This window comes from Streptomyces sp. NPDC057900, from assembly GCF_042887885.1.
In the GTDB taxonomy this organism is placed as follows: Bacteria; Actinomycetota; Actinomycetes; order Streptomycetales; family Streptomycetaceae; genus Streptomyces.
In genome coordinates, this window is sequence record NZ_JBHVOI010000001.1 from 130390 (window position 1) to 152174 (window position 21785).

Here is a 21785-nt window from a genome sequence, read left to right on the forward strand (position 1 = left end):
CACGTGTCGTCGGGCGGGCGTCCGCTTCCGCCGGGCCGCTCGGGCACCGTGCTCAGGGGATGAGCAACGTTTTGATCATCCCGTCGCGCTTGTCCTGGAAGGTCTTGTACGCCTGCGGCCCCTCTTCGAGCGGCAGACGGTGCGTCGCGAAGTCGTCGACGCCCAACGGGTCCTCATCCGTGAGCAGCGGGAGGATGTCGTCGACCCAGCGTCTGACGTTGGCCTGCCCCATCCTGAGCTGGATCTGCTTGTCGAACATGGTCAGCAGGGGCAGCGGGTCGGCCGCGCCGCCGTACACGCCCGACACCGAGATCGTGCCGCCCCTGCGCACCACGTCGATCGCCGCCCGGACGGCGGCCAGGCGGTCCACGCCCGCCGATTCCATGAGCCGTTCCGCCAGAGCGTCGGGCAGCAGCCCCACGGCCCCGTGCGCCGCTTTCGCCACGGGTGCGCCGTGCGCCTCCATGCCGACCGCGTCGATCACCGCGTCGGTGCCCCGTCCGTCGGTGAGATCGCGGATGGCGTCGCCGAGTTCCTTGCCGTGCCGGCGCAGGTCGAGGCAGAGCACCCCGTCGGCGGCGGCGCGGGACAGCCGGTCGGGCACGAGGTCGACGCCCACCACCGGGCCGGCGCCCCGGTGTCTGGCGATCCGCGCCGCCATCGCGCCGATCGGCCCGAGCCCCAGAACGGTGACGGACCCGCCGGGCGGGATCGCCGCGTACTCCACGGCCTGCCAGGCCGTGGGCAGTACGTCGGACAGGTAGACGAACCGGTCGTCCGCCGGCCCGTGCGGCACCTTGACCGGCAAGCTGTCCCCGAAGGGAACCCGCAGCAGCTCCGCCTGGCCCCCGGGGACCTGGCCGTAGAGCTTGGTGTAGCCGAAGAGGGCGGCTCCCATGCCCCGCTCGCGGACCTGCGTGGTCTCACACTGGGAGTGCAGCCCCTGGTCGCACATGTAACAGTGCCCGCACGAGATGTTGAAGGGGACGACCACACGGTCCCCGGGCGCCAGGGAGGTCACCTGGGGGCCGACCTCCTCCACGATGCCCATGGGCTCGTGGCCGAGAATGTCTCCGGGGTCGAGGTAGGGGCCCAGGACTTCGTACAGGTGCAGGTCAGAGCCGCAGATGCCCGTGGACGTGATTCTGACGATGATGTCCGTCGGGTCCTCGATCCGCGGATCCGGAACGGTCTCCACCCGGACGTCTCTCTTGCCCTGCCAGGTCAGTGCGCGCATTGCGAATCCTCTCAAGAGGAACTTCGGGGACGGCTCCGTGATCGTGAGGGCTCAGCTCTACTTACTGTCGCGCCCTTCATGGCTCGGCGCATCGCGGCAGGCGACCGCGTCCCGGGCCGTCTCGACCTGGGTGGAGGAGTGACCGGCGGGTAGGCGCGCGCGGGCCCAGGGCATAGGTACGGGCGTGAGCGAAGAACAGAACAGCCACCCGGACACCGCGCACCGCCGTCCCGAAGGCGTGAGCGACAAGACGGTCGAAGCGCTGGGCGCCCTGTCGAAGGCCCTGGAGACCACCGAGCGCGCCCGCGGCGCGCTGTACGAGTTCCACCAGCTGACCGGCAGCGCCGACTTCGCCGTCGGCGACGCGGTGCGTCTCCTGCGCGAGGCCGGCCACGACGAGGACGCCGACCTCGTCGAACGTGAGCTCCTCGGCCGCGACGTCATCCCCGGCCACTGGACCTTCCAGCTCATCGAGAGCTACAACCGGACCTACTACCGGCCCTTCACCGAAATCGAGCAGCAACTGGTCCACAGGCTCGCCCGGGGCCGCGACCACCTGTACGAGGCCGAGCTGAAAGGGGCGCGCCGCCCCCTGGGAGGCACTCCCGGCACCACCACGCACACGGGCTGAAGGCTGTCGCAGAAGGTGGGTACGGGCAGACCGGCTCGGGGAGAGGTCCACTGCGCGTTCCCGGCCATTTGCCATCGCGGTCATGCCTTGCGTTTCGGTGGGCAGGTGTGTCCCGAACCCAGGGAGGCCGCAGTGAAGCGTAATCGGATTGAACTGGCCGAGGTACTGGCAGCCGCGGAGGACGCCGCGCCGGTCGGCTCCCTCGATGTCGTGGCGGGGCTCCTCCGCGATCACTTCGGCGCCCGGTACGTGAGCTTCCTGTTCGCCGACGCCGGCGGCAGTCGTCTCCTACGGGTGAGCGACGCGGCCGCCAGGCCGTCGGAGCGCCGTGCCGAGCCGGTTCCCCTCGCCGGCAGCAGCCCCTACGACAAGGTTCTGCGCACCCAGAGACTGGTGCAGGCCGCCGAGGGCGACCGGGAGCGGCGGGTACTCGCCCCGGTCAGCAATCGCGGCGACACGGTCGGTGTCCTGGAAGTGTTCCTCACCCAGGTCACGCCGGATGTGCTGGAGCAGATCGAACAGGCCGCGCGCGCCCTGGCGTACATCATCGTCGCCGACCGCCGCTTCACCGATCTGTACCACTGGGGCAACCGCACCGCCCCGGTCGGCCTGGCCGCGGAGATACAGCGCCAGCTCCTCCCATCGGCCGCCTCCTGCGAGGCAGCCGAGTTCGCCCTCGCCGGTGCCCTGGTGCCGGCCTCCGACATCGCCGGTGACACGTACGACTACAGCCTGGACCACGACACTCTGCATCTGTCCGTCACGGACGCCATGGGGCACGACGTCGACGCCTCGCTCATGGCCACGCTCCTGGTCAACGCGTCGCGCGGCGCCCGTCGCGCCGGGGCGGACCTCTCCGAACAAGCGCGCCAGACCCACCAGGCCCTCCTCGACCACGGCAGGCGCACCTTCGCCACCGGCCAGCTCCTGCGCATTGCCCTGGACGGGTCCCGCGCACAGATCGTGAACGCCGGCCACCCCCGGCCGCTGCGGCTGCGCGACGGCCGGGTCGACGAGCTCCGACTTGCGGTGAACCTGCCCTTCGGCGTCGTCGGGCAGGGCCCGTACCAGGTGCAGGAGCTCGACCTGCGGCCCGGCGACCGCTTGTTGCTGTACACCGACGGCACGCAGGAGCGGGAAGCCGCATCCGTCGACCTGCCCGCCCTTGTCCGTGACACCGCGGCCGAGCACCCCCGCGAGGCCGTGCACGCTCTCGTCGCCGCGGTGACGGACGCCTACCACGGCGCCCCCAGAGACGACGCCACCTTCATGTGCCTGGACTGGCACGGCGCTCGCACGGGAGAGCGTCCCGGCCCGGCAGGGGCCGCGTTCCGCCCCTTGTGCGGCGGAGAAAGAGAAGGCGGCGTCTGACTCACCCGCGCCTGCGAGTCGGACTTCCGAGTCACTCAGAAGTCGCGCTCCGCAAGCCGGCCGCAAAGGCGGGCCGACTCCGCGGGACAAGAGGCATCGCCGTACGCAGACCGTGACCGCCGGAGTGGCGGCCGACTCGCACACGGCCCATGGTGGACAGGCGACGATCAGTCGTCGCCACTACGAAGTCGAGAGGCGGCCATGGCCGTACCACTTCGCACGAGGCCACGACGCATGCTGACGGTGCCCGGCGTCTACACCCCGCAGCACGACACGCACCTCCTTATGCGGGCCCTGGCCAGGGAGAACATCAGCCCCGGCACACGCGTACTGGAACTGGGGACCGGCAGCGGCGCGCTGGCAGTGCACGCGGCCCGACTGGGCGCCCGGGTCACCGCCGTCGACGTCTCCCGCAGGGCGGTGCTGTGCGCCAGAGTGAACGCCGCACTGCACCGCAGCCGGATCACCGTCCGGTACCGCGATCTGTCGGCTCGCGACACGGGACGGTACGACATGGTGATCAGTAACCCCCCGTACGTTCCCTCGCCGACCGCTCTGCCGCCGTTGCGAGGCAGAGCGCGTGCCTGGGACGGCGGCCCGGACGGCCGGGCCGTCGTCGATCAGGTCTGTACCACCGCCGCAGCCGTTCTGCGACCGGGCGGAACACTGCTCATGGTCCATTCGAGGATGTGCGGCGCCCAGACGACGATCGATGTCCTCGCACGGGCGCGCCTCGACGCGGAGGTCGTTGACCGCGAACTCATCCCCCTCGGCCCCGTTCTGCGCTCCCGCCTGCCGTGGCTGCGCGATCAGGGGCTGCTGGACGACGAAGACCAGGACAAAGAGGAACTGGTGGTTATCCGTGCGCGACAACGCTGACCCCCGCCGTGTCCGTCTCGAACGCAACGGACCCCTCCTGGTGGAGGGGCCCGTGACCGTCACCGGGCACGACGGCGTGGCTGTCACCTCCGAGCGCTTCATGGTGGCGGTGTGCACATGCCGTCGCAGCCGCCGCTACCCCTGGTGCGACACCAGCCACCGCAGCCGCCCTGCCCGGGCCGAGACCGACGCCGTCACCGACCCGGACGCGGGTGGGGCGGCATGACAACCTCTCCCTACCTCGAATCCCGTGGCATCAGCCCGGCGCTGCCCGCCCCACGCGGTGTTGTCTCGCGCGGCGTGCTGTCGGCCTTGCGGGACGGGCACGCGCCCCTGGTGGATCCGGAGGCCGTTTCCGGCGCCGATCCGTACGGGGACGATCTCCAGCTCGCGCTCTATGTGCTCTACGAGCTGCACTACCAGGGATTCGACGATGTCGGCAACGACCGCGAGTGGGATCCCGACCTGTTGCGGCTGCGCGGCGCACTCGAACACCGCTTCCTGAGCGCCTTGCGCACGGACGTGCCGGGCGAGGCCGACGCGCACGAAGCGCTCGCCAGCATCCTCACCGAACCGGCCGTTGACGACGGCACCGGCGTGAGCCACTTCCTGCGGGACGAGGGCCGGCTCTGGCAGGTCCGGGAATACGCGGCGCTGCGCTCCCTCTACCACCTGAAGGAAGCCGACCCGCACGCCTGGGTCATCCCACGGCTGCACGGCCGCGCGAAGGCCGCGATGGTGGCGGTGGAGTACGACGAGTTCGGCGCCGGACGCGCCGAGGACATCCATGCCCGGCTCTTCGCGAACCTGATGGACGACCTCGGCCTGGAACACGCCTACGGTCACTATCTCGACGCGGCCCCCGCGCAGGGCCTGTGCACGGTCAACGTGATGTCGCTGTTCGGTCTGCACCGGGCCTTGCGGGGCGCTCTCGTGGGGCACTTCGCCGCGGTGGAGGTGACGTCCTCGCCCGGGTCCCGGCGGCTCGCCAAGGCGATGCGGCGCACGGGTGCCGGACCGGCCGCGGCGCACTTCTACGACGAGCACGTCGAGGCCGACGCGGTGCATGAGCAGGTCGTCCGGCACGAGGTGATCGACCCGCTCCTGGCGGCCGAGCCCGGTCTGGACGCGGACGTGGCCTTCGGCATCCAGGCCACGGGTCTGCTCGAAGACAAGCTGGGTGCGGTGTTGTTGGCGGCCTGGCGCGGCGGCCACTCCGCCCTGCGCGTCCCGTTGACGGCGACCGCGAAGCAGCCCCTCATGCTCGGTGATCAGCGGAAGACGGTTCCTCATGATCACCGAGCATGAGGGGCCGGGTTCCCTCGTGGTTCTCGCCAACTTCGTCTCCCCGCTGGCGGTAGATCTCCGGGAGGAGTCGATCCTGCGTCAGTGGTCGGAGCAGGCACCGCGCAAACGATGGCTCACCCGGCCTGGCGATGTCCTGATCACACCGGCCCCCCTCAGTGATCCGTTCCGCCGCTACGTCTTCCATCGGTTGGGCGTACCCGACGGCTCCGTGGCCATCATCGTCGTGCCGGACACCCCCCACGTACCGATGGCCGAGGCGCTGGCCGAGCACGGCCTGCTGAAACCGCGGCCCTGGGTCACGACCACCTGTGAGGGAGCGCGGGCCCTCGCGGTGCCCGATGTCTTCGCCGACCCGGCGCCCGGCGGCGCACCGGCGGACGCCTCGGCGCCGACCTACCATCGGCGCCGAGCGGTCCGGCTCATCCCCCACTCCCTGCCAGGGCGTCATCCGCTGGGCCCGCGGGCCTCACTGAACGCGACGCGACCTCTCGGGAGAGCCCTGCTCCTCGTCGTCATCGCTGTCGTCGTCCCCCGGCACGTAAACATCAAGAACCTTGATGTTGATCTCAACAACTTCCAGCCCGGTCATCGTCTCCACCGCGTCAGTGACATGGACGCGGATCTTCTTGGCGGTGTCCAGAATGAGAGTTCCGTAGTCGACCACGATGTCGACATCGACGGCGGCCTGCTTCTCGCCCACCTCGACCTTCACTCCGCGGCCAGGGTCGTTGGAGCGGGACACCTTGTCCCGCATCGCCCCCACGGCCCGGGAGGCTCCACCGCCGATGGCATGGACCCCATCGGTCTCACGTACCGCTATTCCGGCGATCGTGGACACCACGGTGTCCGCGATGACCGTCGTCCCCTTGGTTCCGCCCGACGATTCGTTCGATCCGAGCGCCGTTCCGTTGCCATTGCCGTTCGTCGCCATGAGTACCTCGCAGCGAGAGTTCCGAGAGGGGCAAACCGGATTTGGCGGACGTTTCCGCCACCCGTGCCCCCTTCCACCGTGCTCCAAGATCCCCACGTACGCCATTCGAGTGCCCTGGCGGCGCGGCGCATTCGTGTCGCCCTCCCCGGCTCGGCCCTCAGTCGCGCGGCAGGAGGGAGCCCAGGGGTCCGAGATCGAGGTTGAGGTCTTCCGGCCGTACGCCGTGCTGCTCGCAGAGCTCTGCCATGCGCTGATCGAGCATCATCAGCGTCGTGCCGATCTCATCGGTCTGTTCGTCGGTCAGGTCCCCTTGGTCGATGCGCCGCAGGGCTTGCCGCTCCATCAACTGCCTCAGCAGTTCGACCACCGTGAGGACCAGGGTGACCAGATCGCGCCCCATCTTCTCGGAATCCAGGTCCACCCGTGAGCTCGTCACAGCGGCCCGCTGTCGCCCCAGGGGGCGGGAACACGCTCGTTGACCGACGACAGCAGCGCATGGAGTGAGACCCGTACGAGGGGTACGTCGGCGATCGCGATGACCAAGTCACCGCTCACGACCACCCCTGTCCCCAGGACACGGTCCAGCAGATCGACCAGTGGCACGCCGATCGGACCGCTCAAGCCGCCGGGGGTGTCCCAAGGGACCGCTTCACGCGTCACGGACTACACCTCTCCCACGAAGGAGTAAGGCACCCAGGGCCCCGAGACCTCGATGTGCGCACCGGTACGTTCTCGCAGGCCGGCGACCAGCAGGTCCAGCTCTGCGGCCCGGCTCTCCTCGACCAGATAGGTGGCGTTCAGGACCTGCACGCGATGGTCATCACGGGCTCCGTCGCCGTGCGGCCGCAGGCGACGGGACTCCGTGGCGAGGCGGCTCACATCGGCGTCCACGGCATCCGCGACCCGCAAGGAGTCCACCTGTCGCTGCTCACGCCGCGACTGCAGGTTCCGCTTGCGCTCCAGGTAGGCTCTGCCCGCTCCAGGGGCCGGGCCTTTCCCTTCTGCGGTCACAGCCGTCCGCTCCTCTGCGGTGCCATCGCCCGTGCTCCGCGGGGCGGGCGCGTAGACCTTGATTCCCCACTCGGCGTGATGCGCGATCCGCGTCAACGCCCTGCGAAAGCGCGTCGACTCACCGGCGAGTGCGAGTGCGGCTCTCTCGTCCCCGTTGTACAACGTGGCCAGCGGCAACGGGACTGTGGGAAAGCGCGTGGCGACCGCCGAAACGACCTCGTGGTGAGCACGCGCGTACCGTTCGAGTTCAGCCTCGTCGGTCAGCCGTTCCTGCCAGGCCTCGTCCGTGAAGTCAGCCCCCCGAACGGTCTGCACGATCGCTGTGAGCGAGCCGGTACGGAGGCAACGCACCGGTCCGTCCCGCGAGACTCCGGCGAGCCCGTCAACGTCGGGGTCCCCCTCCGTGTGGCAGACCGCGAACACGTAGGTGGCGTTCGTCTCCGATGTCCCTGTGCTGCACTCCGTCATGAGCCCCTGTTCTTCCTCTCCGTGGCTCGTCGCGGTTCCGGCGATGTCTCTTCGGTGCGCGATTCGAGTGCTTCGAGCCGCGCCCGCAGCTCGCGGTTCTCATCCCTCAGGGCGTCCTTCGCCGCGCGAGAGCTGAGCGCGGGGTCGGTCTCCCACCAGTCGATCCCGGCCTTCTTCGCCGTGTCCACGGACGCCACGAAGAGCCGCAGGCGGATGGTGAGCAACTCGATATCGAGAAGGTCGATCTTGATGTCCCCGGCGATCACGATGCCCTTGTCGAGAACGCGCTCCAGGATGTCCGCCAAGTTGGTGTTCTGCGGTCCGGCCACGGGATAGGAAGCATCCTGTCGGAAGTCGAGATCAGTCACTTCGTGCTCTCCGTGATCGCTGCTTCGCGGACCCGGTCCGCCTCCTGCGCGGTGCCTCTTCCTCTTCTTCCTCTTCCTCTTCTTCCTCCGGCTCGTCCTCCTCTTCGTCTTCGCCTTCCTCCTCGTCCTCGTCGGTCAGCGGGTCCTCGTCCTCTTCATCCCACTCGTCCTCGTCTTCGTCCTCGTCCTCGTCCTCGTTTTCGTACTCCTCCCCCTCCGGGTCCTCCTCGTTCTCCGCCTCTTCCTCTTCCATGGCCTCTTCGTGAGATACGACCACTTCTCCGTCGCGGATCTCGCCCCGCCACCCGTCCGGCTCCTCGTCCGTGAGCGTGACGTACCGCTGGAAGTGCTTGAAGTCGAGCCGGATCCGGCGTCCTTGCACACGCCAGAGGTTGCCCGTCTTCTCGAAGAAGCCGGACGGGTAGTACTCAATGACCAGAACGATGCGGGTGAGGGACGGTGCCAGTTCGTGGAAGCTCACCACGCCCCGTGTCGTTCCCTTGGCACCCTCGGATGTCCAGACAATGCGATCGTCAGGGACCTGTTCCTGGACCGTTGCCTTGAAGCTGCGCGAGGAGGGCCCCACCTTGACCTTCCAGTCGCTCGACATCTCCTCGTCCATCGAGACATCCTGCACGCCCTTGGCGAAGCTGCTGAACTGGTCGTACTGGGTCCAGTAGTCGTAAGCGGTGCGCAGCGGTACTCCCACATCGAGGACCTCGATGATGTTCATGGATTTTCCGCCGCTCGCCTTGCGCTTGCCCTTGCCGCCTCCGAAGGCCTCCTTGGCCTTGTCCACGACGTTGTCCTTGGCACCCTTGGCCTTCTCCGACACGAACGCCTTCACCGGGGAATCGCCCTGGAGTATGCGGGAACCGATGGCCGGCAAAGAGCCGCCGTTCTCGGCTACATCGGTCAACTGGCCGGTGACATCGGTCAGCTTGTCCCCCGCCTTCTCCGCAAGCTTCTCCACCTGCGTACTGAGGAAGTTGGAAAGCTCGCTGCGGAGTTTGTCCATTCCGGACTCTTCGGCCTCTTCGGTCTCTGCCGATTCAGGCTCTGCTTTCTCCGTCCTGGCCATGACTCGCTACCTCCGACCGCTGTTGCGCTTGGATGCCGCCCGCTTCGACGATGACTTTCCTGCTGCCGTCTTCTTGGCCGCCGTCTTCTTTGCCGGGGCGGTCTTCTTGGCAGCGGCCTTCTTCGCCGAGCCGCCGGACTTCTTGGCTGCCGCCTTCTTGGCCGGGGCGGTCTTCTTCGCGGCGGCCTTCTTCGCCGAGCCGCCGGACTTCTTGGCTGCCGTCTTCTTGGCTGCCGCCTTCTTTGCCGGGGCGGTCTTCTTCGCGGCGGCCTTCTTCGCCGGAGCCGTCTTCTTGGCCGGAGCGGTCTTCTTGGCCGGAGCGGTCTTCTTCGCTGCGGCCTTGTCGGTCCGAGGACGCCTTCTCGGCTGCTTCTCCTCCGGCTCCTCCTCGGGTTCTTCCTCGGGTTCTTCCTCGGGTTCTTCCTCGGGTTCTTCCTCGGGTTCGTCCTCGTCCTCGTACTCGTCTTCGTCCTCTACCGGCTGCTCACCCTCGTCGTCACCCTCCTCCGGCTCGTCCTCGTACTCTTCGTCCTCGTACTCGTACTCGTCGTCCTCGGCGCCCTCGTCCTCGTCGCTCGGGGGTTCGAGGAGACGAGCCGTGCGCTCGCTGATCGAGCCGGCCAACGTGCTCATGCTGCGGTTGGCGGCGGCGGTCACGGCCTTGCGCCCCGCGTCAAGAACCTCGCCCCTGAGCTGTTCCTGCAGTTCAGCCACCTGGGGGACCTCACCGAGTCGGCGCATACCCTCTGCGGCGATTTGGCGGGGTTCCAGACCGAAGCGCCGACCGGCGAGGTAGGTCGCGACGCTCAGAGCCACTCGCCCCTTTTTGGTCCGGCCCAGCACATAGCCGCCGACTACTGCGACCGCGAGGGTCAACTTCGTCTGATCTTCCATGAGCTCGTCACCTTCGATCACTCTGTGCCAGGCCGACCCGTACGGCGTGCAGGCGGTCAAGCAAGCGTTCCTCTTCGCGTTCGAACTCCTCCAGGCTGATGTCTCCGGATTCGAGTTCCTGGTTGAGAACAGCCAGCTGCGTACGCAACACGGCAGGGTCGTGCAGCTCGCGCTCGGCAGCGTCATTGAGCTTCTCCGCCACCCAGACCACGCCGCGTACCGGCGCGATCGGGAGCGTGAGCAAACCGGTGATCAGCCCCATGTCATCCGCCGCCCACGAGCGCGGGTCGGGCCTCCGCCGAAACGAAGCTGTAGCAGGGAAGCGGGCCGACGGGCCGGATCTCCGCATGGTCACGAAAAGCAGCGCCCAGGCTCCGGGCCCGCGCGAGGAAGGCCTCGCTCCCGGAACGGTCGACAAGGAAGGACTCGTTCAGCACACATCCCGGAACATCGGGCCCCGCGACGGCTGCCCGAGCGGCGGGTGCGAGCTCGCGAAGGATCTGCTGCGCCGCGGCGGCTGCCCGCCTGCTGAGAGCAGCGGCGATGGCCTCGCCCAGCCGGAGGCTGGCCTCGTAGCCCGGGGCTCTCCGAGCGGCCGCACGGAGTTTCCGCACGCTCGTGTCCTCTGCGACGAGTGCTTCCAGCGCGTTCTGCGCGGGAAGCACCTTCACATTGATCTCGACGTGTCCCGCGAGCCGGTCCAGGGTGGCGGCATACCCGGCTTGCTGAGCTGCCAGCTGAGCGAGGACCGACCGCTCGTCCGCCGCGACCATGCCGAACCGCATGGGCAGCACCGGCCCGTCGTCGGCCAGGCGCATCAGGAGGTCCTGGTGTGCCAGCAGATCACGTCGACGGGCGCGCAGTTGCGGCGGCGCGTCGCTGACGACCGCTTCGAGCAGGCCGTGACTGATGACCCGGAGGGCCGCCGGTGGCGATCCGACGCCGACCGCGTCCTTCGGAAGCGCCGTCGCTGCCCGCAGGATCGCGTAGACGTAAACACCCTCGGTTGCCACGGTCGCGCTCATGCGTCCGCGCGCCGTCGTCGGCTCTCACTGCTGCGGGCAGGTGCGCGTCGCTTCTTCGGACGCGCCTGCGGCTCGTCCTCTTCCTCTGCCAAGTCGTCATCACCGCCTACTGCTTTGCGTACGGTGTTGCCCACGGTCTCCACGGCGTTGCGCGCCTTGCGCTTCCCCACCGACTTGGCCACACCGCCGCCCAGAAGCTCGGGAACGGTGGTGCTGCCGGAGTCGCGCTCCAGGTCGAGCCGGTTGCACGCCTCCGCGAAGCGCAGGTACGTATCCACGCTCGCGACAACGATGCGGGCGTCGATCTTCAGGATCTCGATGCCGACCAGCGAAACCCGGATGAATACGTCGATGACCATGCCGCGGTCAAGAATGAGCTCCAGTACGTCGTACAACGTTCCAGCGCGGGGCGGGCAGGCCACTACCTCGTCCGTGTAGGTGGTCGCGGTCATCGAAAGTCCTTCCAACAGGGAGCAAAGCGCGGGTTACTCGTCGGCTGCACCGCGTCGGTAGCGCCGGACCCTGCGGTATTGCAGGAGTTCGCCGTCCCGGTCCAGCTGCACCTCGTAGGAAGCGAGGAGGCTTGTGGTGTCGGGGATCCGTGGCACTTCGAGAACATCCACCACCACGCACCAGCCGTCGTCCTCGCGCCGCACCGCGGAGACCCCCTCCGCGGGGTGGCCGATCAGCCCCTCCAGGCTCTTGCTGGCAGCGCGAGCCGCGTGCTCCGGCCCCCGCGCCGGTCGTCGGGAGCGGGAGGCGGTCGCCGTCTTCGAACTCCCGGCGTGTGTGCGACGTTCTTCTGCCATAAGGCCAGTCTCGTCACTCACGTCGGCCGCGCATCTTGAGCGGTTCCATCGGAGTGCGTGGGACGAGGACCGGGGCGTCCGTCGACGTCTCCAGCGGTATACGGGGGCGGGGCCTCGGCGCATTCCTCGGATTCGCGCGGGCGGCGAACGCCGCACGGAATCAGGGGTGACGGCATTGCCAGTCGGAACGACCGATCATTCACATGGCACGGACAGCTAACGCTGTTCTTCCGCGAACGTGAGCGCCTCGCGATGCTTATCGAGGCCTTCCCGCCCGTCCCGCGCTCGCAAGGACAGGTCCGAGCACAGTCTCCGCGCCATCTCGCGTGCGTCGTCCCGCGGCGCCGCCCCCTCGACGTACTCCAGAAACCCCAGCAACGCCTGCACCTCGCCGCTGCGCAATGCCACCTCGACGACCTCTTGCTTCTCGGCGGTCAGGGCCTTCACCACACGCCTCTGACAGGCGTCGATCCGCAGGCATTCGAGTCGGCTGTCGTAGGACGATTCCGTACTGCCGGTGTCGGTGTCGGTGTCGAAGACGGCGAGCCGCTGAAGAAGCGATCCCGGGTCCCCGTGCGGAGCGCGATAGAAGGGTCGCTCGTCGCTCCCCGAGAATTCGGCGTCCAGCTGGACCTCGGAGAGGAAAGCGGCCACCCGGCCGGGGTCCGGTGTCAGCCCGCCGCCCATCCATCGGGCCGACTCCATCAGCGTCCGGCCGGCCCCCTCCGGGATACAGAAGAAGCACCACCCCGACACGCCGCACCAGAGGAGCCCCGCGTCCCGGCCCGCGCCGAACGCCTTTCGCCGGAAGGCATGAGTGAACTCCACGCTTCCTTCCACGTCGGCCCCGAACGCGTCCTGGGTGGGGTCGTCGTAGGCCCCGTACGAGGAAATGGAGGAAACCGGGAGGCCTTCGTCGAGAAGCCTTCCGGCGACAGCCACCATGTAGTGGCCTATGGCAGCTTCGAGGTCGTCCCTCATCTGCTGCGCACGGTTTTCCTTGTACACCACGAGGGTTCTCCTGATCTGGCTCCGGCCGCGGGTCCTTCCTTCAAGCCGGTTCCCAGAAAACTGCAGTTCACACGGGGTGCGGCGCACCTGGCTCCGCGTCGCCGTCTCTGGCGGGACCGAGGCGGGCCCCTCTCGGATCCCGCCCTTGCGGACCGGGCTGCAGGAGGGCTTCCCACCACAGGGCGCACCGGTTCGTGCGGTCCCTCCTGCGTATCCGCCGGCTTGTGCGCATGCTGGATGGACGATGCTGTTCTGCTCGCCCTCGGGCCGGCACCGGTTCGAGGTGGTGCACACCAACAGATGAGGCGGTGAGCCCTGTGAAGGCACTCGTCTACCAGGGGCCGCGGGATGTTGCGGTTGCCGATGTTCCCGATGCCAGGATCGAACGTCCGACAGATGTGCTCGTCAAGGTCACCTCGACCAATATCTGTGGGTCCGACCTGCACATGTACGAGGGCCGGACCACCATGGAGACGGGGCGGATACTCGGCCACGAAAACCTCGGAGAGGTAATCGAGGCCGGCGCCGGGGTGGACCGCGTAAAAGTGGGCCACCGCGTCTGCCTGCCGTTCAACGTCGGCTGCGGATTCTGCGCCAACTGTGAGCGCGGTTTCACCGGCTTCTGTCTCTCGGTCGACTCCAGCACACCCGGCGGAGCCTATGGCTTCGCGGCAATGGGGACCTACGCCGGTGGCCAGGCGGAGTACCTGCGGGTCCCCTGGGCCGACTTCAACTGCCTTGTCCTCCCGGACGACGCCGCGGAGAAGGAGAACGACTACGTGATGCTGGCGGACATCTTCCCCACCGGCTACCACGCCACAGAACTGGCCGATGTCTCGCCGGGCGAGTCCGTCGTGGTCTACGGGGGCGGGCCTGTCGGCCTCATGGCGGCCTATTCAGCTCGTCTGCGCGGCGCGAGCCAGGTTCTGGTCGTGGACCGGCAGGCCGACCGGCTCCAACTCGCCGAGCAGGCCGGAGCCACCGCGGTCGATGATTCCGAGGGCGATCACGTGGAGCGGATACTCGACCTCACCGACGGTGGGGCCGACAAGGGCTGCGAATGCGTCGGGTACCAGGCCCACGACCCGCAGGGCGAAGAAAAGCCCGAGGCGACCATGAACGACCTGGTCGCTTCCGTGAAGGCGACCGGTGCCATTGGAGTCGTCGGAGTGTTCCTCCCCCAGGACGACGGCGCTCCGACCGAACTGACACGCGAGGGCAAGCTGCCCTTCGACTTCGGCCAGTTCTGGTTCAAGGGCCAGCGGATCGGGACCGGTCAGGCCAATGTGAAGGCGTACAACCGCTACCTCGGCCGGCTCATCCAGCACGACAGAGCGAAGCCGTCCTTCATCGTCTCGCACGAACTGCCTCTGGACGAGGCCGCGAACGCGTACCGCCACTTCGACGACCGCGACGCGGGATGGACGAAGGTCGTCCTCAAGCCCTGAACCTCGCCGCGCGGGCGCCGGGCTCGGGTGGCCTGCAGGGGTCACGGCAGGTTGGAGTCCACGTAGCCACCCGCAGGGCGCCGCCCGGGGTGGCGGAGGCGTGCGAGAAGGCCAGGTAGACCACCATGTGGGCGATCTCCTCGGGCTCGAAGAGGCGCTGGAGCAGCGACTGGGGTCGGTGCGTGCGTATGAACTCGTGCTGCGCCTCGTCCCACGCAATCACCAGACTGGCCAGCAGCCCCACGGCGCACCGAGGCCCACGGCGACCGTCGACGTGCTGAGCATCATCGCGATGGTGCTGGGAGTCATCCCGCTCGTCTTCTGCCGACCGTCTTCGGCGTGGTCGCCCTGGTCCTGGCCGGAGTCGCCCAGATCGTCCGGCACGAGCGGCTCGCGGTGATCGCCATCGTGGTCGGCGCCGAGGGTCTGGTCGGCGGCATGGTGCTCGGGGCACTGCTGGCGTCATGACGGTGCGGATCCTCGGCGGCCTCATCACGGTCCGGATCCTCGCATCGGGCCGGCACCGGGCCATGTCGTCCCGTCACACGAACCGTGCCGGCTACCAGCCAGCTTCACTCCGTTGCAGGCCGTGCGGCAGTCGGATGTATCAATGCCACTGCTCGGCGTTCTGTACTCGGCTCGACTAGGACTTGTCCGGCCGATCATGTCAATGTCCCGTGCCCGGCTCGTTGTGCTGGGCTCAGATTCCCCGGGCAGCTTGTGCCGGAACCGCGCCAGATGTCCGGTCACCCTCACATCTCCATGTGATCACACGCTTGACCTCAATCGCGCTTGAGGTATGACGATGATCCACATGACCACAGAATCCACATCCCACGCGGCAGACATCGAAGCGATCGACCGGCTCGTCGCGACCGTCGAGCACTCCCAGCAGAACAAGGACCCCGAAGAGTTCCTCAGCCTCTTCCACCCTGACGCGATCTGGACGACGGCCCACGGCAAGGTCCTCATCGGCCTCGACATGATCTCGGAATTCACCCGCAAGACCCTCCCCACGGCAAGCTGGGACGGCAAGGTCACCTACGAGGTGGTCCACGTGCTCTTCATCCGCCCCGACGTCGCGGCAGTCAAGGTCCGTCAGCGTTACCTGACCCCGGGCGAGGAGAGCGAGGGTGCCCCGCTGTACGTGCTCTCGAAGCAGGCCGACGGCCGCTGGCTGATGACCGCCTGCCAGAACACGCCGGTGGTCACCGACTAGCTTGCCTGTCGTTCATGTTCGGGGCCAGATCGCGAGGGCTGCCGCAGTGGCGATGCCGAGATGGATGTAACGGCGCTTGTCGTAGCGGGTGGCCACCGCCCTGTACTGCTGCAACCGATTGATAGCCCGTTCGACGGTGTTGCGTTTCTTGTACCGCTCCTCGTCGAAGCCGGGCGGCCGCCCGCCGCGTGAGCCTTTGCGCGGCGGGCGGCCCTGCTGTCTGTCTTCTCCGGGATCGCGTGCCGGATGCCCCGGCGCCGCAGATACTCGCGGCACGAGCCGTGGCCGTATGCCATCTGTGCCGCGGGGCTGTCAGGCTTCCTGCGCGCTCTGCCCGGTCCGTCCGTGGGACGCGAATCTTCTCCAGCACGTGCCTGAACTGCGTGCAGTCCGCCCGCTGTCCCGGTGTGACGATCAGGGAAAGCGGGCGACAGCGGCAGTCCGCACTGAGGTAGGGCTTCGTGGTGAACCCGCCCCGCGAGCGGCCCCGGCCCTCACTTCCTGCACCACCTCCGCCAGGCGGGCGACAAGGCTCTGCCATGGCGTTTCGCCCTGGTGTTCTGCCGCCGTGTCCCCCTTTGAGACGGGGACCGGCGGTGGTTCGGTGCGGGCGTCGGCGGCATGCTGATGTGCCCGCACGATGGTGGAGTCGACGGAGATGCCCCAGTCGATCTCGCCTGCGGCATCGGCCTGGACCTGCTGGAGCAGGCGTTCCCAGGTCCCGTCGGCCGACCACAGGCGGTGGCGTTCATAGACCGTCTTCCACGGGCCGAACCGTTCGGGCAGGTCCCGCCACTGAACGCCGGTCCGCACCCGGTGCAGAATCCCGTCGATCACCTGCAGGTGATCCCGCCACCGGCAGCAACGTCTGTTGCTGACCGGCAGGAACGGATCCACTCTGGCTTTCCACTGATCAACAGCTCGCGTGAGCGACGACGGCGGGCCCCGGACATGGCTCGGGTCCCGCCGTCGCACAGGCCGAAGTCAGCACATCGACCGGTCGACGCCTCCAAGCGGCGAGACCGTGCCGCTCACTTCCGTCGTCACTCTGATCTCCACCTGCCTGCGGGCGCTCCAGGCCCGGCAACTTCAACAGGTCAGCCGTAACCATCTGGTATCCGTTGCCGAGGACCCGTGACCTACGCATGACGAGCGCACCAGCCCCAGACCACGCACACTCGGCCGCAGACCACCGCCTACCTCCACGGCAGAGCGACAGCCTGACTTCACATCGACCTGACCCAGCTCAGAGACGTCATGCGCCCTTCGCTCCAGGGCTTTTCAGGGACTTTATGTCGCCCAAAGCAGCAACCTACTGAAAGACCAGGAAGGGCCTCTGACGCAGGTCAGAGGCCCTCCTCAAGGCAAAGCCACCGGTGGCGGCAGACGAGTCGACCTGTACGACCACCGCACCTCACCCGGGCCGCCGCGATGACCACTGGCGAACTGTCCGACTGGGAACGCGAGTTCTACGGCGCCAGCCGCCGCGCGGACGCGGCCCCCATGTTCGGCCTGGACGCGGCGTCCAACACCGTCGCCTACGCACGCGAGGTGGGCCTGCTGGACGAGGCGTTCGGGGAGAACCTGGAGGTCGCGCCGGCCTCGGCCGCCCTGCTGCGCGCGGCACGGCGGGTCCGACTGATCACGGTCACCGGCGGCGCCAACTTCCCGTCCTCGCGGACCTACCGGCCGCTTCCGGAAGCGGCTGGAGCTCGGTCTGGGTGGCGTCGCTGGTGCTGCCCCGGCTCCTACCGGCCCGTCGCGGAGTGCCTGGAGTCCTTCGGACTGGTCACGGAGAAGGCCGTCCCCCACACGTTCGTACAGCGCCGCTTCACCGGTCCGCAGGAGCGGCGGTTCGCCGCGAGTCGGTGACGTCGGACGGCAAGGACCCCCGGGAGAAAGAGACGGACGGCCATTTCCACACCGCTGCCCATCTCCCCCGCCCCGCCCAGGACACCGTTTCGTTCCCGGTCACCGACCTCGTGCGCTCTTCCTGAGTGGCCCACCTGCCTGAGGCGGGGGCGGCCGCAGCGGCTACGTCCGTGGCCAGGTCACCAGCAGGCGTTCCGGGCTGCGCGAGGTGGTGCCGACCCGCCAGTGGACGGACTCCGGCGGTTGGGACAGCCGGAGCTCCGGGAACCTGGCCGCCAGGCGGTGCAGGGCCAGTTGGAGTTCCGTCCGGGCCAGCCAGGCGCCCAGGCAGTAGTGCGGGCCGGCGCCGAACGACAGGGTGGGGGCCTCCATGGGTGCGAACAGGTTGTCCGCCGTGCTCGGCGGAAAGACGGCGGGGTCGCGGTTGGCCGTGCCGCAGTCCGCCAGGACGACCGCTCCGGCCGGGATCAGTACGCCACCGACCTCGACGTCCTCGGTGGCGCGGCGGGTGCTTCCCCGGTCGTCGCCCAGGGGGATCAGGTGGAGCAGGCGGTCGGCGAGCGTGCCGGCCTCCTCCTCGGAGGCCGCGAGGAGCGGCCAGGCCTCCAGCCTCTCGGTGAGCAGGTAGAGGAGCGAGTTGCCGAGCATGGTCATCGTGCTGTCGTGTCCGCCGACCACCAGCCCGCAGACCAGGCTGACCAGTTGCGCCTCTGGGATTCCTCCCTCCTCATCGGCGGCCCGTACCAGGCCGCTCACCAGATCGACCCCGGGTTCACGCCGCCGTGCCGCCAGGAGCTGTGCGCCGAACTCGGAGAACTCGGCCATGGCGGCGCCCACTTCGTCACCGCTGCGGGAGCCGTCCGTGAAGGCGTGGTCGCTCCAGTGCCGCATCCGCTCCCGCGCGGACTCGTCCAGCCCCATCAGCCGGCTGATCACGGCCACCGGCAACGGCAGCGTGAACTCCGCGACGATGTCCACCTGGCCTTCGCCCCGCGCCAGTCCGTCCAGCAGCTGTTCGACGATCGCCGCGATCCAGGGCTGCCACCTGGCGACCGCTCGCGGAGTGAACGCGCGGCGCAGGGTGCGGCGCAGTCGCAGGTGGTCGGGGCCGTCCTGGTTGAACATCAGGTCCGGGTCGTTGACCAGCCCCGGCGACTGGGTGACGGAGGGCCCGTCCGGCGCGTACAGCTCGGCACGGCCGAACCGGCTGTCGCTGAGTACCTGTTTGACATCGGGATACCGGCTGACCAGCCAGGCCGGCGAGCCGTCCGTGAGCTCGGTGAGCCGCGGCGGGCCCGGGGTGCCGAACTCCATGCGGTGGAGCGGCGCCAACAGCGGTTCGGGACCGGCACTGCTGGCGGTGCTGACTGCGGTGGACAAGGTACCTCCTGGCTGTGTGTGTTCGACAGGACAGCGGACGAGTGGAAGGCCGGGCCGGGGAAGGGGGACGGCGGGGGGGGCCGGCCGGGCGGTCACAACTCGACCAGCACCTTCCCGAGGTTGGCCCCTCGGTCGTGGTAGAGACTCCCGTAGGCTGCGGGAATGCGGTCGAAGCCGTAGTGAACGGTGTGGTCGCAGACCACCTCGCCCCGCCGGACCCGTTCGCCCAGCTCGGTGTGGAGCGTCTTCCAGTTCTCTTCGGTGAACCACTCCAGGGAGAAGATCCCGCGCACGGTGGCTCGCGGGAACATGATGTACGGAAGGAGCCGGGGTCCCACCGCGTCGCGGCCGACCTGGGTCGCCCACTGCCAGCACACCGCTACCTGGCTGCCGACGTTGAGCAGGGAGAAGACCACGTCGGTCACGGCACCGCCGAGGTTGTCGAAGTAGCGGTCCACGCCGTCCGGAGCCGCCCGTGCGAGCGCCTCCCGCACGCTGTCGGCACTGTCGCCCTGCCGGTAGAGGACGACTTCGTCGAACCCCAGCCGCGACAGGTACTCCGCCTTCTGCGGGCTCGACGTCGTGCCGACCACCCGGGCGCCCGCGATCCGCGCGAGCTGGCCGACCAGCGTCCCCACCGCGCCGGAGGCGCCGCTGATCACCATCGTGTCCCCCGGTCCGGCGTCGAGGAACGTGGCGAGTGTGCCCCAGGCGGTCATGCCCGGACCGCCCATCGCGCTCAGTGCCGTCGCCAGGGGCAGCGCGTCGTCGTACCAGCTCGGGTCGAGCCGGCGGAAGGCGGGGAAGACCATCGGGAAGGTCCCCGTCTGCCAGAGGGATTCCTCGCCGGAACTGATCAGATGGGAGCGCCAGCCGCCGAAGCCCTGCACGAGATCGCCGGGCCGGTGCGCCGCGCGCGGTCCGGCATCGAGCACCTCCATGATCGAGTCGGCGCCCATGTGCCCGCCCAGCGGGGTGTCCAGAGCGATGCCCTGGAGGTAGGGATCGACCGAGACGTAGAGCGTTTTGAGCAGCATCTCGTCGGGTGCGAGGTCCACGTCGATGTCGCGGACGACCTTCTCGTAGATCCGGTCCACGTCGGGAGTGCCCTCGACGTGTTCACGGACGACCCACTCCTTGATCTTCACTTCTGCTCCTGTTCCACACGGGTGGATCCGGACCGGGCCGCGGGGAGCCCCCCGACCGGAATGACGAGATGGGTCGGCGGCGGCCGGGTCTCATCGAGGGAGGCGGTGAACGCCCTGCGGTCGTCGCGGCAGACGAACTGCATGACGTGCCGGCCCGCCGCGGCCGCGCGGATCAGTCCGCCCGTGGTCGCCCAGACACCGGACAGGTAGAAGTTCTCCAGGCCCGGGAGCCCGGGGCCGTGCTTCTTGATGAGCTCCTCCAGGGTCTCGCCGCTCTCCACGAACGGTTGCCATCCAAGGACCGTCCCGTCGTGGTTGCCGGTGTACCTGACCTGGGTGAGGGGGCTGGACACGTCACGTACCGCGATGGCGTCCTCCAGGCCGGGGTACCGCTCCTCCAGGAACTTCACGAGCGCCGTGCGTGCCCGCCGTTTGGCCGCGTAGTAGCCGCGGCCGTGCCGCACGGGGAGGGTGTGGAGCTCCTGGCCGCCGCGGCTCCGGGTGATCTGTTCCGGGCCTTCGTCCAGGGCCCGCCAGGGGGCGATGTCGCAGAAGTAGGTGGCGTAGACGATGGTCGTCCCGTCCGGCGAGAGCTCGGGGTAGTGGCGGCTGCGGAACTGGACGTTGATGCTGCGGTGGCGGATGCCGGTCAGCTCGGCCGCCTGCGCCTCGTCCAGCAGGTAGGTGGTGCACGGTTCGCCCTCCGGGAAGGGCCGTTTCAGACCCAGGAAGAGAGTGAAGTAGCCGGGGAAGACCATGCCCGGTTCGTTGAGGGTCTCGGTGTAGAGCCGTCGGTAGGCGTCGTTCAGATAGCGGCCCTTCAGGAGTTTCATCATCGTGGTGGGTCCGTCGCAGGCGGACACGATGATGTCCGCGCGCAGTTCCCGGCCGTCGCTGAGCCGGACGCCGACCGCCCGGTCGTCCTCGACGAGCACCTCCTCGACCTTGGTGTTGTACGTGACCCGGCCGCCGAGCCTCAGGTAGCGCTGCTCGATCGACTCGGCCAGGCCTAGCGAGCCGCCTTCGGGGACGCCCGCGGAGAGGTTGGCGTGCGAGGCGAGCTGGAAGTGGGTCGGCAGTACGGGGAACGCCGGGTGCTTCTCGTACAGGACGAAGTTGAACGCCTCTCGCAGCAGCGGGTCCTTGAACCGGGCCGAGTACTCCGACATCAGCACCGAGATCGACTTGCGCACGGCGTTGAAGTACGGGACGAACGACGCCAGCATGCGCCATCGCTCCACCCGCCCCATCAGTCCCACCGGTTTGAGGAACGGGTAGACGGCCAGCGCCTTGCGGAAGGAGCGCAGCTGGCGGCAGAACTCTCTGATCTGCTTCGCGTCGGCGGGCGAGAGTTCGGTGAGATGGTCCTGCAGCCGGTCCGGGTCGGAGTAGAAGTAGACCGCCCTGCCGTCCTGCCCCCGCACGATGTTGAAGACGTCGAAGTGGCGCACCTCCTTGCCCTGGAGCGCGCCGAGCTCCAGCCAGATCTGGTGCATCTCGTTGCCGGGGCCGCTGCCGAGCATCCAGCTGACGCAGGCGTCCAGGGTGAAGTCGCCGCGTTCCCAGGCGGTGCAGCACCCTCCTGGGATCTCGTGCATCTCCAGTACCTGGGAGCGGTAGCCGTTCATCTGCGCGTAGCAGCCGGTGGAGAGGCCGCCGAGCCCGGCACCGATAATGATCATGGTCTGTCTGTC

The 21785-nt window shown here is 68.5% G+C and carries 25 protein-coding genes and 3 pseudogenes; 10 read left to right on the forward strand and 18 right to left on the reverse strand.

Annotated features, from left to right (window positions below):
- Positions 1-52: 52 nt before the first annotated feature.
- Positions 53-1237, reverse strand: coding sequence for a zinc-dependent alcohol dehydrogenase (locus ACFVQ0_RS00430; protein ID WP_390083085.1), 1185 nt, complete (start codon positions 1235-1237; stop codon positions 53-55).
- Between the two features lie 184 nt (positions 1238-1421).
- Here ACFVQ0_RS00430 and ACFVQ0_RS00435 point away from each other — a divergent pair, with 184 nt between their 5' ends.
- The 6 genes and pseudogenes from ACFVQ0_RS00435 to ACFVQ0_RS00460 all read left to right on the forward strand — a co-directional run.
- Positions 1422-1868, forward strand: coding sequence for a hypothetical protein (locus ACFVQ0_RS00435; RefSeq protein ID WP_390083087.1), 447 nt, complete (start codon positions 1422-1424; stop codon positions 1866-1868).
- Between the two features lie 132 nt (positions 1869-2000).
- Positions 2001-3239, forward strand: coding sequence for a PP2C family protein-serine/threonine phosphatase (locus ACFVQ0_RS00440; protein ID WP_390083089.1), 1239 nt, complete (start codon positions 2001-2003; stop codon positions 3237-3239).
- Positions 3240-3440: 201 nt separating this feature from the next.
- Complete coding sequence (locus tag ACFVQ0_RS00445) at positions 3441-4118, forward strand: HemK2/MTQ2 family protein methyltransferase (protein ID WP_390083090.1); 678 nt, start codon at positions 3441-3443, stop codon at positions 4116-4118.
- Positions 4102-4344, forward strand: coding sequence for a CDGSH iron-sulfur domain-containing protein (locus ACFVQ0_RS00450; RefSeq protein ID WP_390083092.1), 243 nt, complete (start codon positions 4102-4104; stop codon positions 4342-4344). The genes ACFVQ0_RS00445 and ACFVQ0_RS00450 overlap by 17 nt, the downstream gene beginning before the upstream one ends.
- Positions 4341-5426: an iron-containing redox enzyme family protein gene (locus ACFVQ0_RS00455; RefSeq protein WP_390083094.1), complete on the forward strand. Its 1086-nt coding sequence runs from the start codon at positions 4341-4343 to the stop codon at positions 5424-5426. Before ACFVQ0_RS00450 ends, ACFVQ0_RS00455 begins: the two co-directional genes overlap by 4 nt.
- Positions 5410-5697: pseudogene (locus ACFVQ0_RS00460) on the forward strand (hypothetical protein); the annotation flags it as partial. The gene ACFVQ0_RS00455 and the pseudogene ACFVQ0_RS00460, both read left to right, overlap by 17 nt.
- A 195-nt stretch (positions 5698-5892) precedes the next feature.
- On the opposite strand, the gene ACFVQ0_RS00465 reads toward ACFVQ0_RS00460, so the two are convergent.
- The 12 genes from ACFVQ0_RS00465 to ACFVQ0_RS00520 form a co-directional block, all read right to left on the reverse strand.
- Positions 5893-6357, reverse strand: coding sequence for an Asp23/Gls24 family envelope stress response protein (locus ACFVQ0_RS00465; RefSeq protein WP_390083096.1), 465 nt, complete (start codon positions 6355-6357; stop codon positions 5893-5895).
- 157 nt (positions 6358-6514) lie between these two features.
- Positions 6515-6793 carry a gas vesicle protein K gene (locus tag ACFVQ0_RS00470; RefSeq protein WP_390083097.1) on the reverse strand — a complete coding sequence of 93 codons (279 nt, stop codon included), beginning with the start codon at positions 6791-6793 and terminating at the stop codon, positions 6515-6517.
- The gene (locus tag ACFVQ0_RS00475; protein WP_390083099.1) at positions 6790-7017 is read right to left on the reverse strand and encodes a gas vesicle protein; all 228 of its coding nucleotides are present in this window, start codon (positions 7015-7017) and stop codon (positions 6790-6792) included. Before ACFVQ0_RS00475 ends, ACFVQ0_RS00470 begins: the two co-directional genes overlap by 4 nt.
- 3 nt (positions 7018-7020) lie before the next feature.
- On the reverse strand, positions 7021-7836 hold the full coding sequence (locus ACFVQ0_RS00480) for a GvpL/GvpF family gas vesicle protein (RefSeq protein WP_390083101.1): 816 nt from the start codon (positions 7834-7836) through the stop codon (positions 7021-7023).
- A complete protein-coding gene (locus ACFVQ0_RS00485; RefSeq protein WP_390083103.1) occupies positions 7833-8204 on the reverse strand; it encodes a gas vesicle protein in 372 nt (123 codons plus the stop codon). The genes ACFVQ0_RS00480 and ACFVQ0_RS00485 overlap by 4 nt, the downstream gene beginning before the upstream one ends.
- Entirely contained in the window at positions 8197-9285 is a 1089-nt protein-coding gene (locus ACFVQ0_RS00490; RefSeq protein ID WP_390083105.1) for an SRPBCC family protein, read from the reverse strand. The genes ACFVQ0_RS00485 and ACFVQ0_RS00490 overlap by 8 nt, the downstream gene beginning before the upstream one ends.
- Positions 9286-9291: 6 nt before the next feature.
- Positions 9292-10179 carry a histone protein gene (locus tag ACFVQ0_RS00495; protein ID WP_390083107.1) on the reverse strand — a complete coding sequence of 296 codons (888 nt, stop codon included), beginning with the start codon at positions 10177-10179 and terminating at the stop codon, positions 9292-9294.
- 7 nt (positions 10180-10186) lie between these two features.
- Positions 10187-10441 carry a gas vesicle protein GvpG gene (locus ACFVQ0_RS00500; protein ID WP_390083109.1) on the reverse strand — a complete coding sequence of 85 codons (255 nt, stop codon included), beginning with the start codon at positions 10439-10441 and terminating at the stop codon, positions 10187-10189.
- Between the two features lies 1 nt (position 10442).
- Positions 10443-11204 (reverse strand): GvpL/GvpF family gas vesicle protein, encoded by a 762-nt coding sequence (locus ACFVQ0_RS00505; protein ID WP_390083111.1) that lies wholly within the window; start codon positions 11202-11204, stop codon positions 10443-10445.
- A complete protein-coding gene (locus ACFVQ0_RS00510) occupies positions 11201-11656 on the reverse strand; it encodes a gas vesicle structural protein GvpA (RefSeq protein ID WP_390083113.1) in 456 nt (151 codons plus the stop codon). The genes ACFVQ0_RS00505 and ACFVQ0_RS00510 overlap by 4 nt, the downstream gene beginning before the upstream one ends.
- 33 nt (positions 11657-11689) lie before the next feature.
- Complete coding sequence (locus ACFVQ0_RS00515; RefSeq protein ID WP_390083115.1) at positions 11690-12013, reverse strand: gas vesicle protein; 324 nt, start codon at positions 12011-12013, stop codon at positions 11690-11692.
- 216 nt (positions 12014-12229) lie between these two features.
- Positions 12230-13024 carry a hypothetical protein gene (locus tag ACFVQ0_RS00520; RefSeq protein ID WP_390083117.1) on the reverse strand — a complete coding sequence of 265 codons (795 nt, stop codon included), beginning with the start codon at positions 13022-13024 and terminating at the stop codon, positions 12230-12232.
- 317 nt (positions 13025-13341) lie between these two features.
- On the opposite strand from ACFVQ0_RS00520, the gene ACFVQ0_RS00525 reads away from it, so the two are divergent.
- Entirely contained in the window at positions 13342-14472 is a 1131-nt protein-coding gene (locus tag ACFVQ0_RS00525) for a glutathione-independent formaldehyde dehydrogenase (protein WP_390085308.1), read from the forward strand.
- Between the two features lie 41 nt (positions 14473-14513).
- On the opposite strand, the pseudogene ACFVQ0_RS00530 reads toward ACFVQ0_RS00525, so the two are convergent.
- Positions 14514-14692, reverse strand: a pseudogene (locus ACFVQ0_RS00530) (oxidoreductase); the annotation flags it as partial.
- 119 nt (positions 14693-14811) lie between these two features.
- On the opposite strand from ACFVQ0_RS00530, the gene ACFVQ0_RS00535 reads away from it, so the two are divergent.
- The gene (locus ACFVQ0_RS00535) at positions 14812-14940 is read left to right on the forward strand and encodes a hypothetical protein (protein WP_390083119.1); all 129 of its coding nucleotides are present in this window, start codon (positions 14812-14814) and stop codon (positions 14938-14940) included.
- 337 nt (positions 14941-15277) lie between these two features.
- Positions 15278-15691, forward strand: a complete 414-nt coding sequence (locus tag ACFVQ0_RS00540; RefSeq protein ID WP_390083121.1) for an SgcJ/EcaC family oxidoreductase — start codon at positions 15278-15280, stop codon at positions 15689-15691.
- A 12-nt stretch (positions 15692-15703) separates the two neighbouring features.
- Here ACFVQ0_RS00540 and ACFVQ0_RS00545 read toward each other — a convergent pair.
- Positions 15704-16666: pseudogene (locus ACFVQ0_RS00545) on the reverse strand (IS5 family transposase).
- 456 nt (positions 16667-17122) lie between these two features.
- Here ACFVQ0_RS00545 and ACFVQ0_RS00550 point away from each other — a divergent pair.
- On the forward strand, positions 17123-17563 hold the full coding sequence (locus ACFVQ0_RS00550; RefSeq protein WP_390083123.1) for a hypothetical protein: 441 nt from the start codon (positions 17123-17125) through the stop codon (positions 17561-17563).
- A gap of 162 nt (positions 17564-17725) precedes the next feature.
- Here ACFVQ0_RS00550 and ACFVQ0_RS00555 read toward each other — a convergent pair whose 3' ends face one another.
- The 3 genes from ACFVQ0_RS00555 to ACFVQ0_RS00565 form a co-directional block, all read right to left on the reverse strand.
- Entirely contained in the window at positions 17726-18877 is a 1152-nt protein-coding gene (locus ACFVQ0_RS00555; protein WP_390085310.1) for a cytochrome P450, read from the reverse strand.
- Positions 18878-19035: 158 nt separating this feature from the next.
- Positions 19036-20091 (reverse strand): MDR family NADP-dependent oxidoreductase, encoded by a 1056-nt coding sequence (locus tag ACFVQ0_RS00560; protein WP_390083124.1) that lies wholly within the window; start codon positions 20089-20091, stop codon positions 19036-19038.
- On the reverse strand, positions 20088-21773 hold the full coding sequence (locus ACFVQ0_RS00565; RefSeq protein ID WP_390083126.1) for a phytoene desaturase family protein: 1686 nt from the start codon (positions 21771-21773) through the stop codon (positions 20088-20090). The genes ACFVQ0_RS00560 and ACFVQ0_RS00565 overlap by 4 nt, the downstream gene beginning before the upstream one ends.
- Between the last annotated feature and the right edge of the window lie 12 nt (positions 21774-21785).

Coding starts and splice junctions, on each gene's coding strand:
- ACFVQ0_RS00480 (WP_390083101.1), bottom strand. CDS start 7,836: ATGACGGAGTGCAGCACAGGGACATCGGAGACGAACGCCACCTACGTG.
- ACFVQ0_RS00495 (WP_390083107.1), bottom strand. CDS start 10,179: ATGGAAGATCAGACGAAGTTGACCCTCGCGGTCGCAGTAGTCGGCGGC.
- ACFVQ0_RS00455 (WP_390083094.1), top strand. CDS start 4,341: ATGACAACCTCTCCCTACCTCGAATCCCGTGGCATCAGCCCGGCGCTG.
- ACFVQ0_RS00505 (WP_390083111.1), bottom strand. CDS start 11,204: ATGAGCGCGACCGTGGCAACCGAGGGTGTTTACGTCTACGCGATCCTG.
- ACFVQ0_RS00515 (WP_390083115.1), bottom strand. CDS start 12,013: ATGGCAGAAGAACGTCGCACACACGCCGGGAGTTCGAAGACGGCGACC.
- ACFVQ0_RS00500 (WP_390083109.1), bottom strand. CDS start 10,441: ATGGGGCTGATCACCGGTTTGCTCACGCTCCCGATCGCGCCGGTACGC.
- ACFVQ0_RS00555 (WP_390085310.1), bottom strand. CDS start 18,877: ATGGAGTTCGGCACCCCGGGCCCGCCGCGGCTCACCGAGCTCACGGAC.
- ACFVQ0_RS00430 (WP_390083085.1), bottom strand. CDS start 1,237: ATGCGCGCACTGACCTGGCAGGGCAAGAGAGACGTCCGGGTGGAGACC.
- ACFVQ0_RS00445 (WP_390083090.1), top strand. CDS start 3,441: ATGGCCGTACCACTTCGCACGAGGCCACGACGCATGCTGACGGTGCCC.
- ACFVQ0_RS00565 (WP_390083126.1), bottom strand. CDS start 21,773: ATGATCATTATCGGTGCCGGGCTCGGCGGCCTCTCCACCGGCTGCTAC.
- ACFVQ0_RS00510 (WP_390083113.1), bottom strand. CDS start 11,656: ATGACCGCGACCACCTACACGGACGAGGTAGTGGCCTGCCCGCCCCGC.
- ACFVQ0_RS00465 (WP_390083096.1), bottom strand. CDS start 6,357: ATGGCGACGAACGGCAATGGCAACGGAACGGCGCTCGGATCGAACGAA.
- ACFVQ0_RS00540 (WP_390083121.1), top strand. CDS start 15,278: ATGATCCACATGACCACAGAATCCACATCCCACGCGGCAGACATCGAA.
- ACFVQ0_RS00490 (WP_390083105.1), bottom strand. CDS start 9,285: ATGGCCAGGACGGAGAAAGCAGAGCCTGAATCGGCAGAGACCGAAGAG.
- ACFVQ0_RS00550 (WP_390083123.1), top strand. CDS start 17,123: ATGACCACTGGCGAACTGTCCGACTGGGAACGCGAGTTCTACGGCGCC.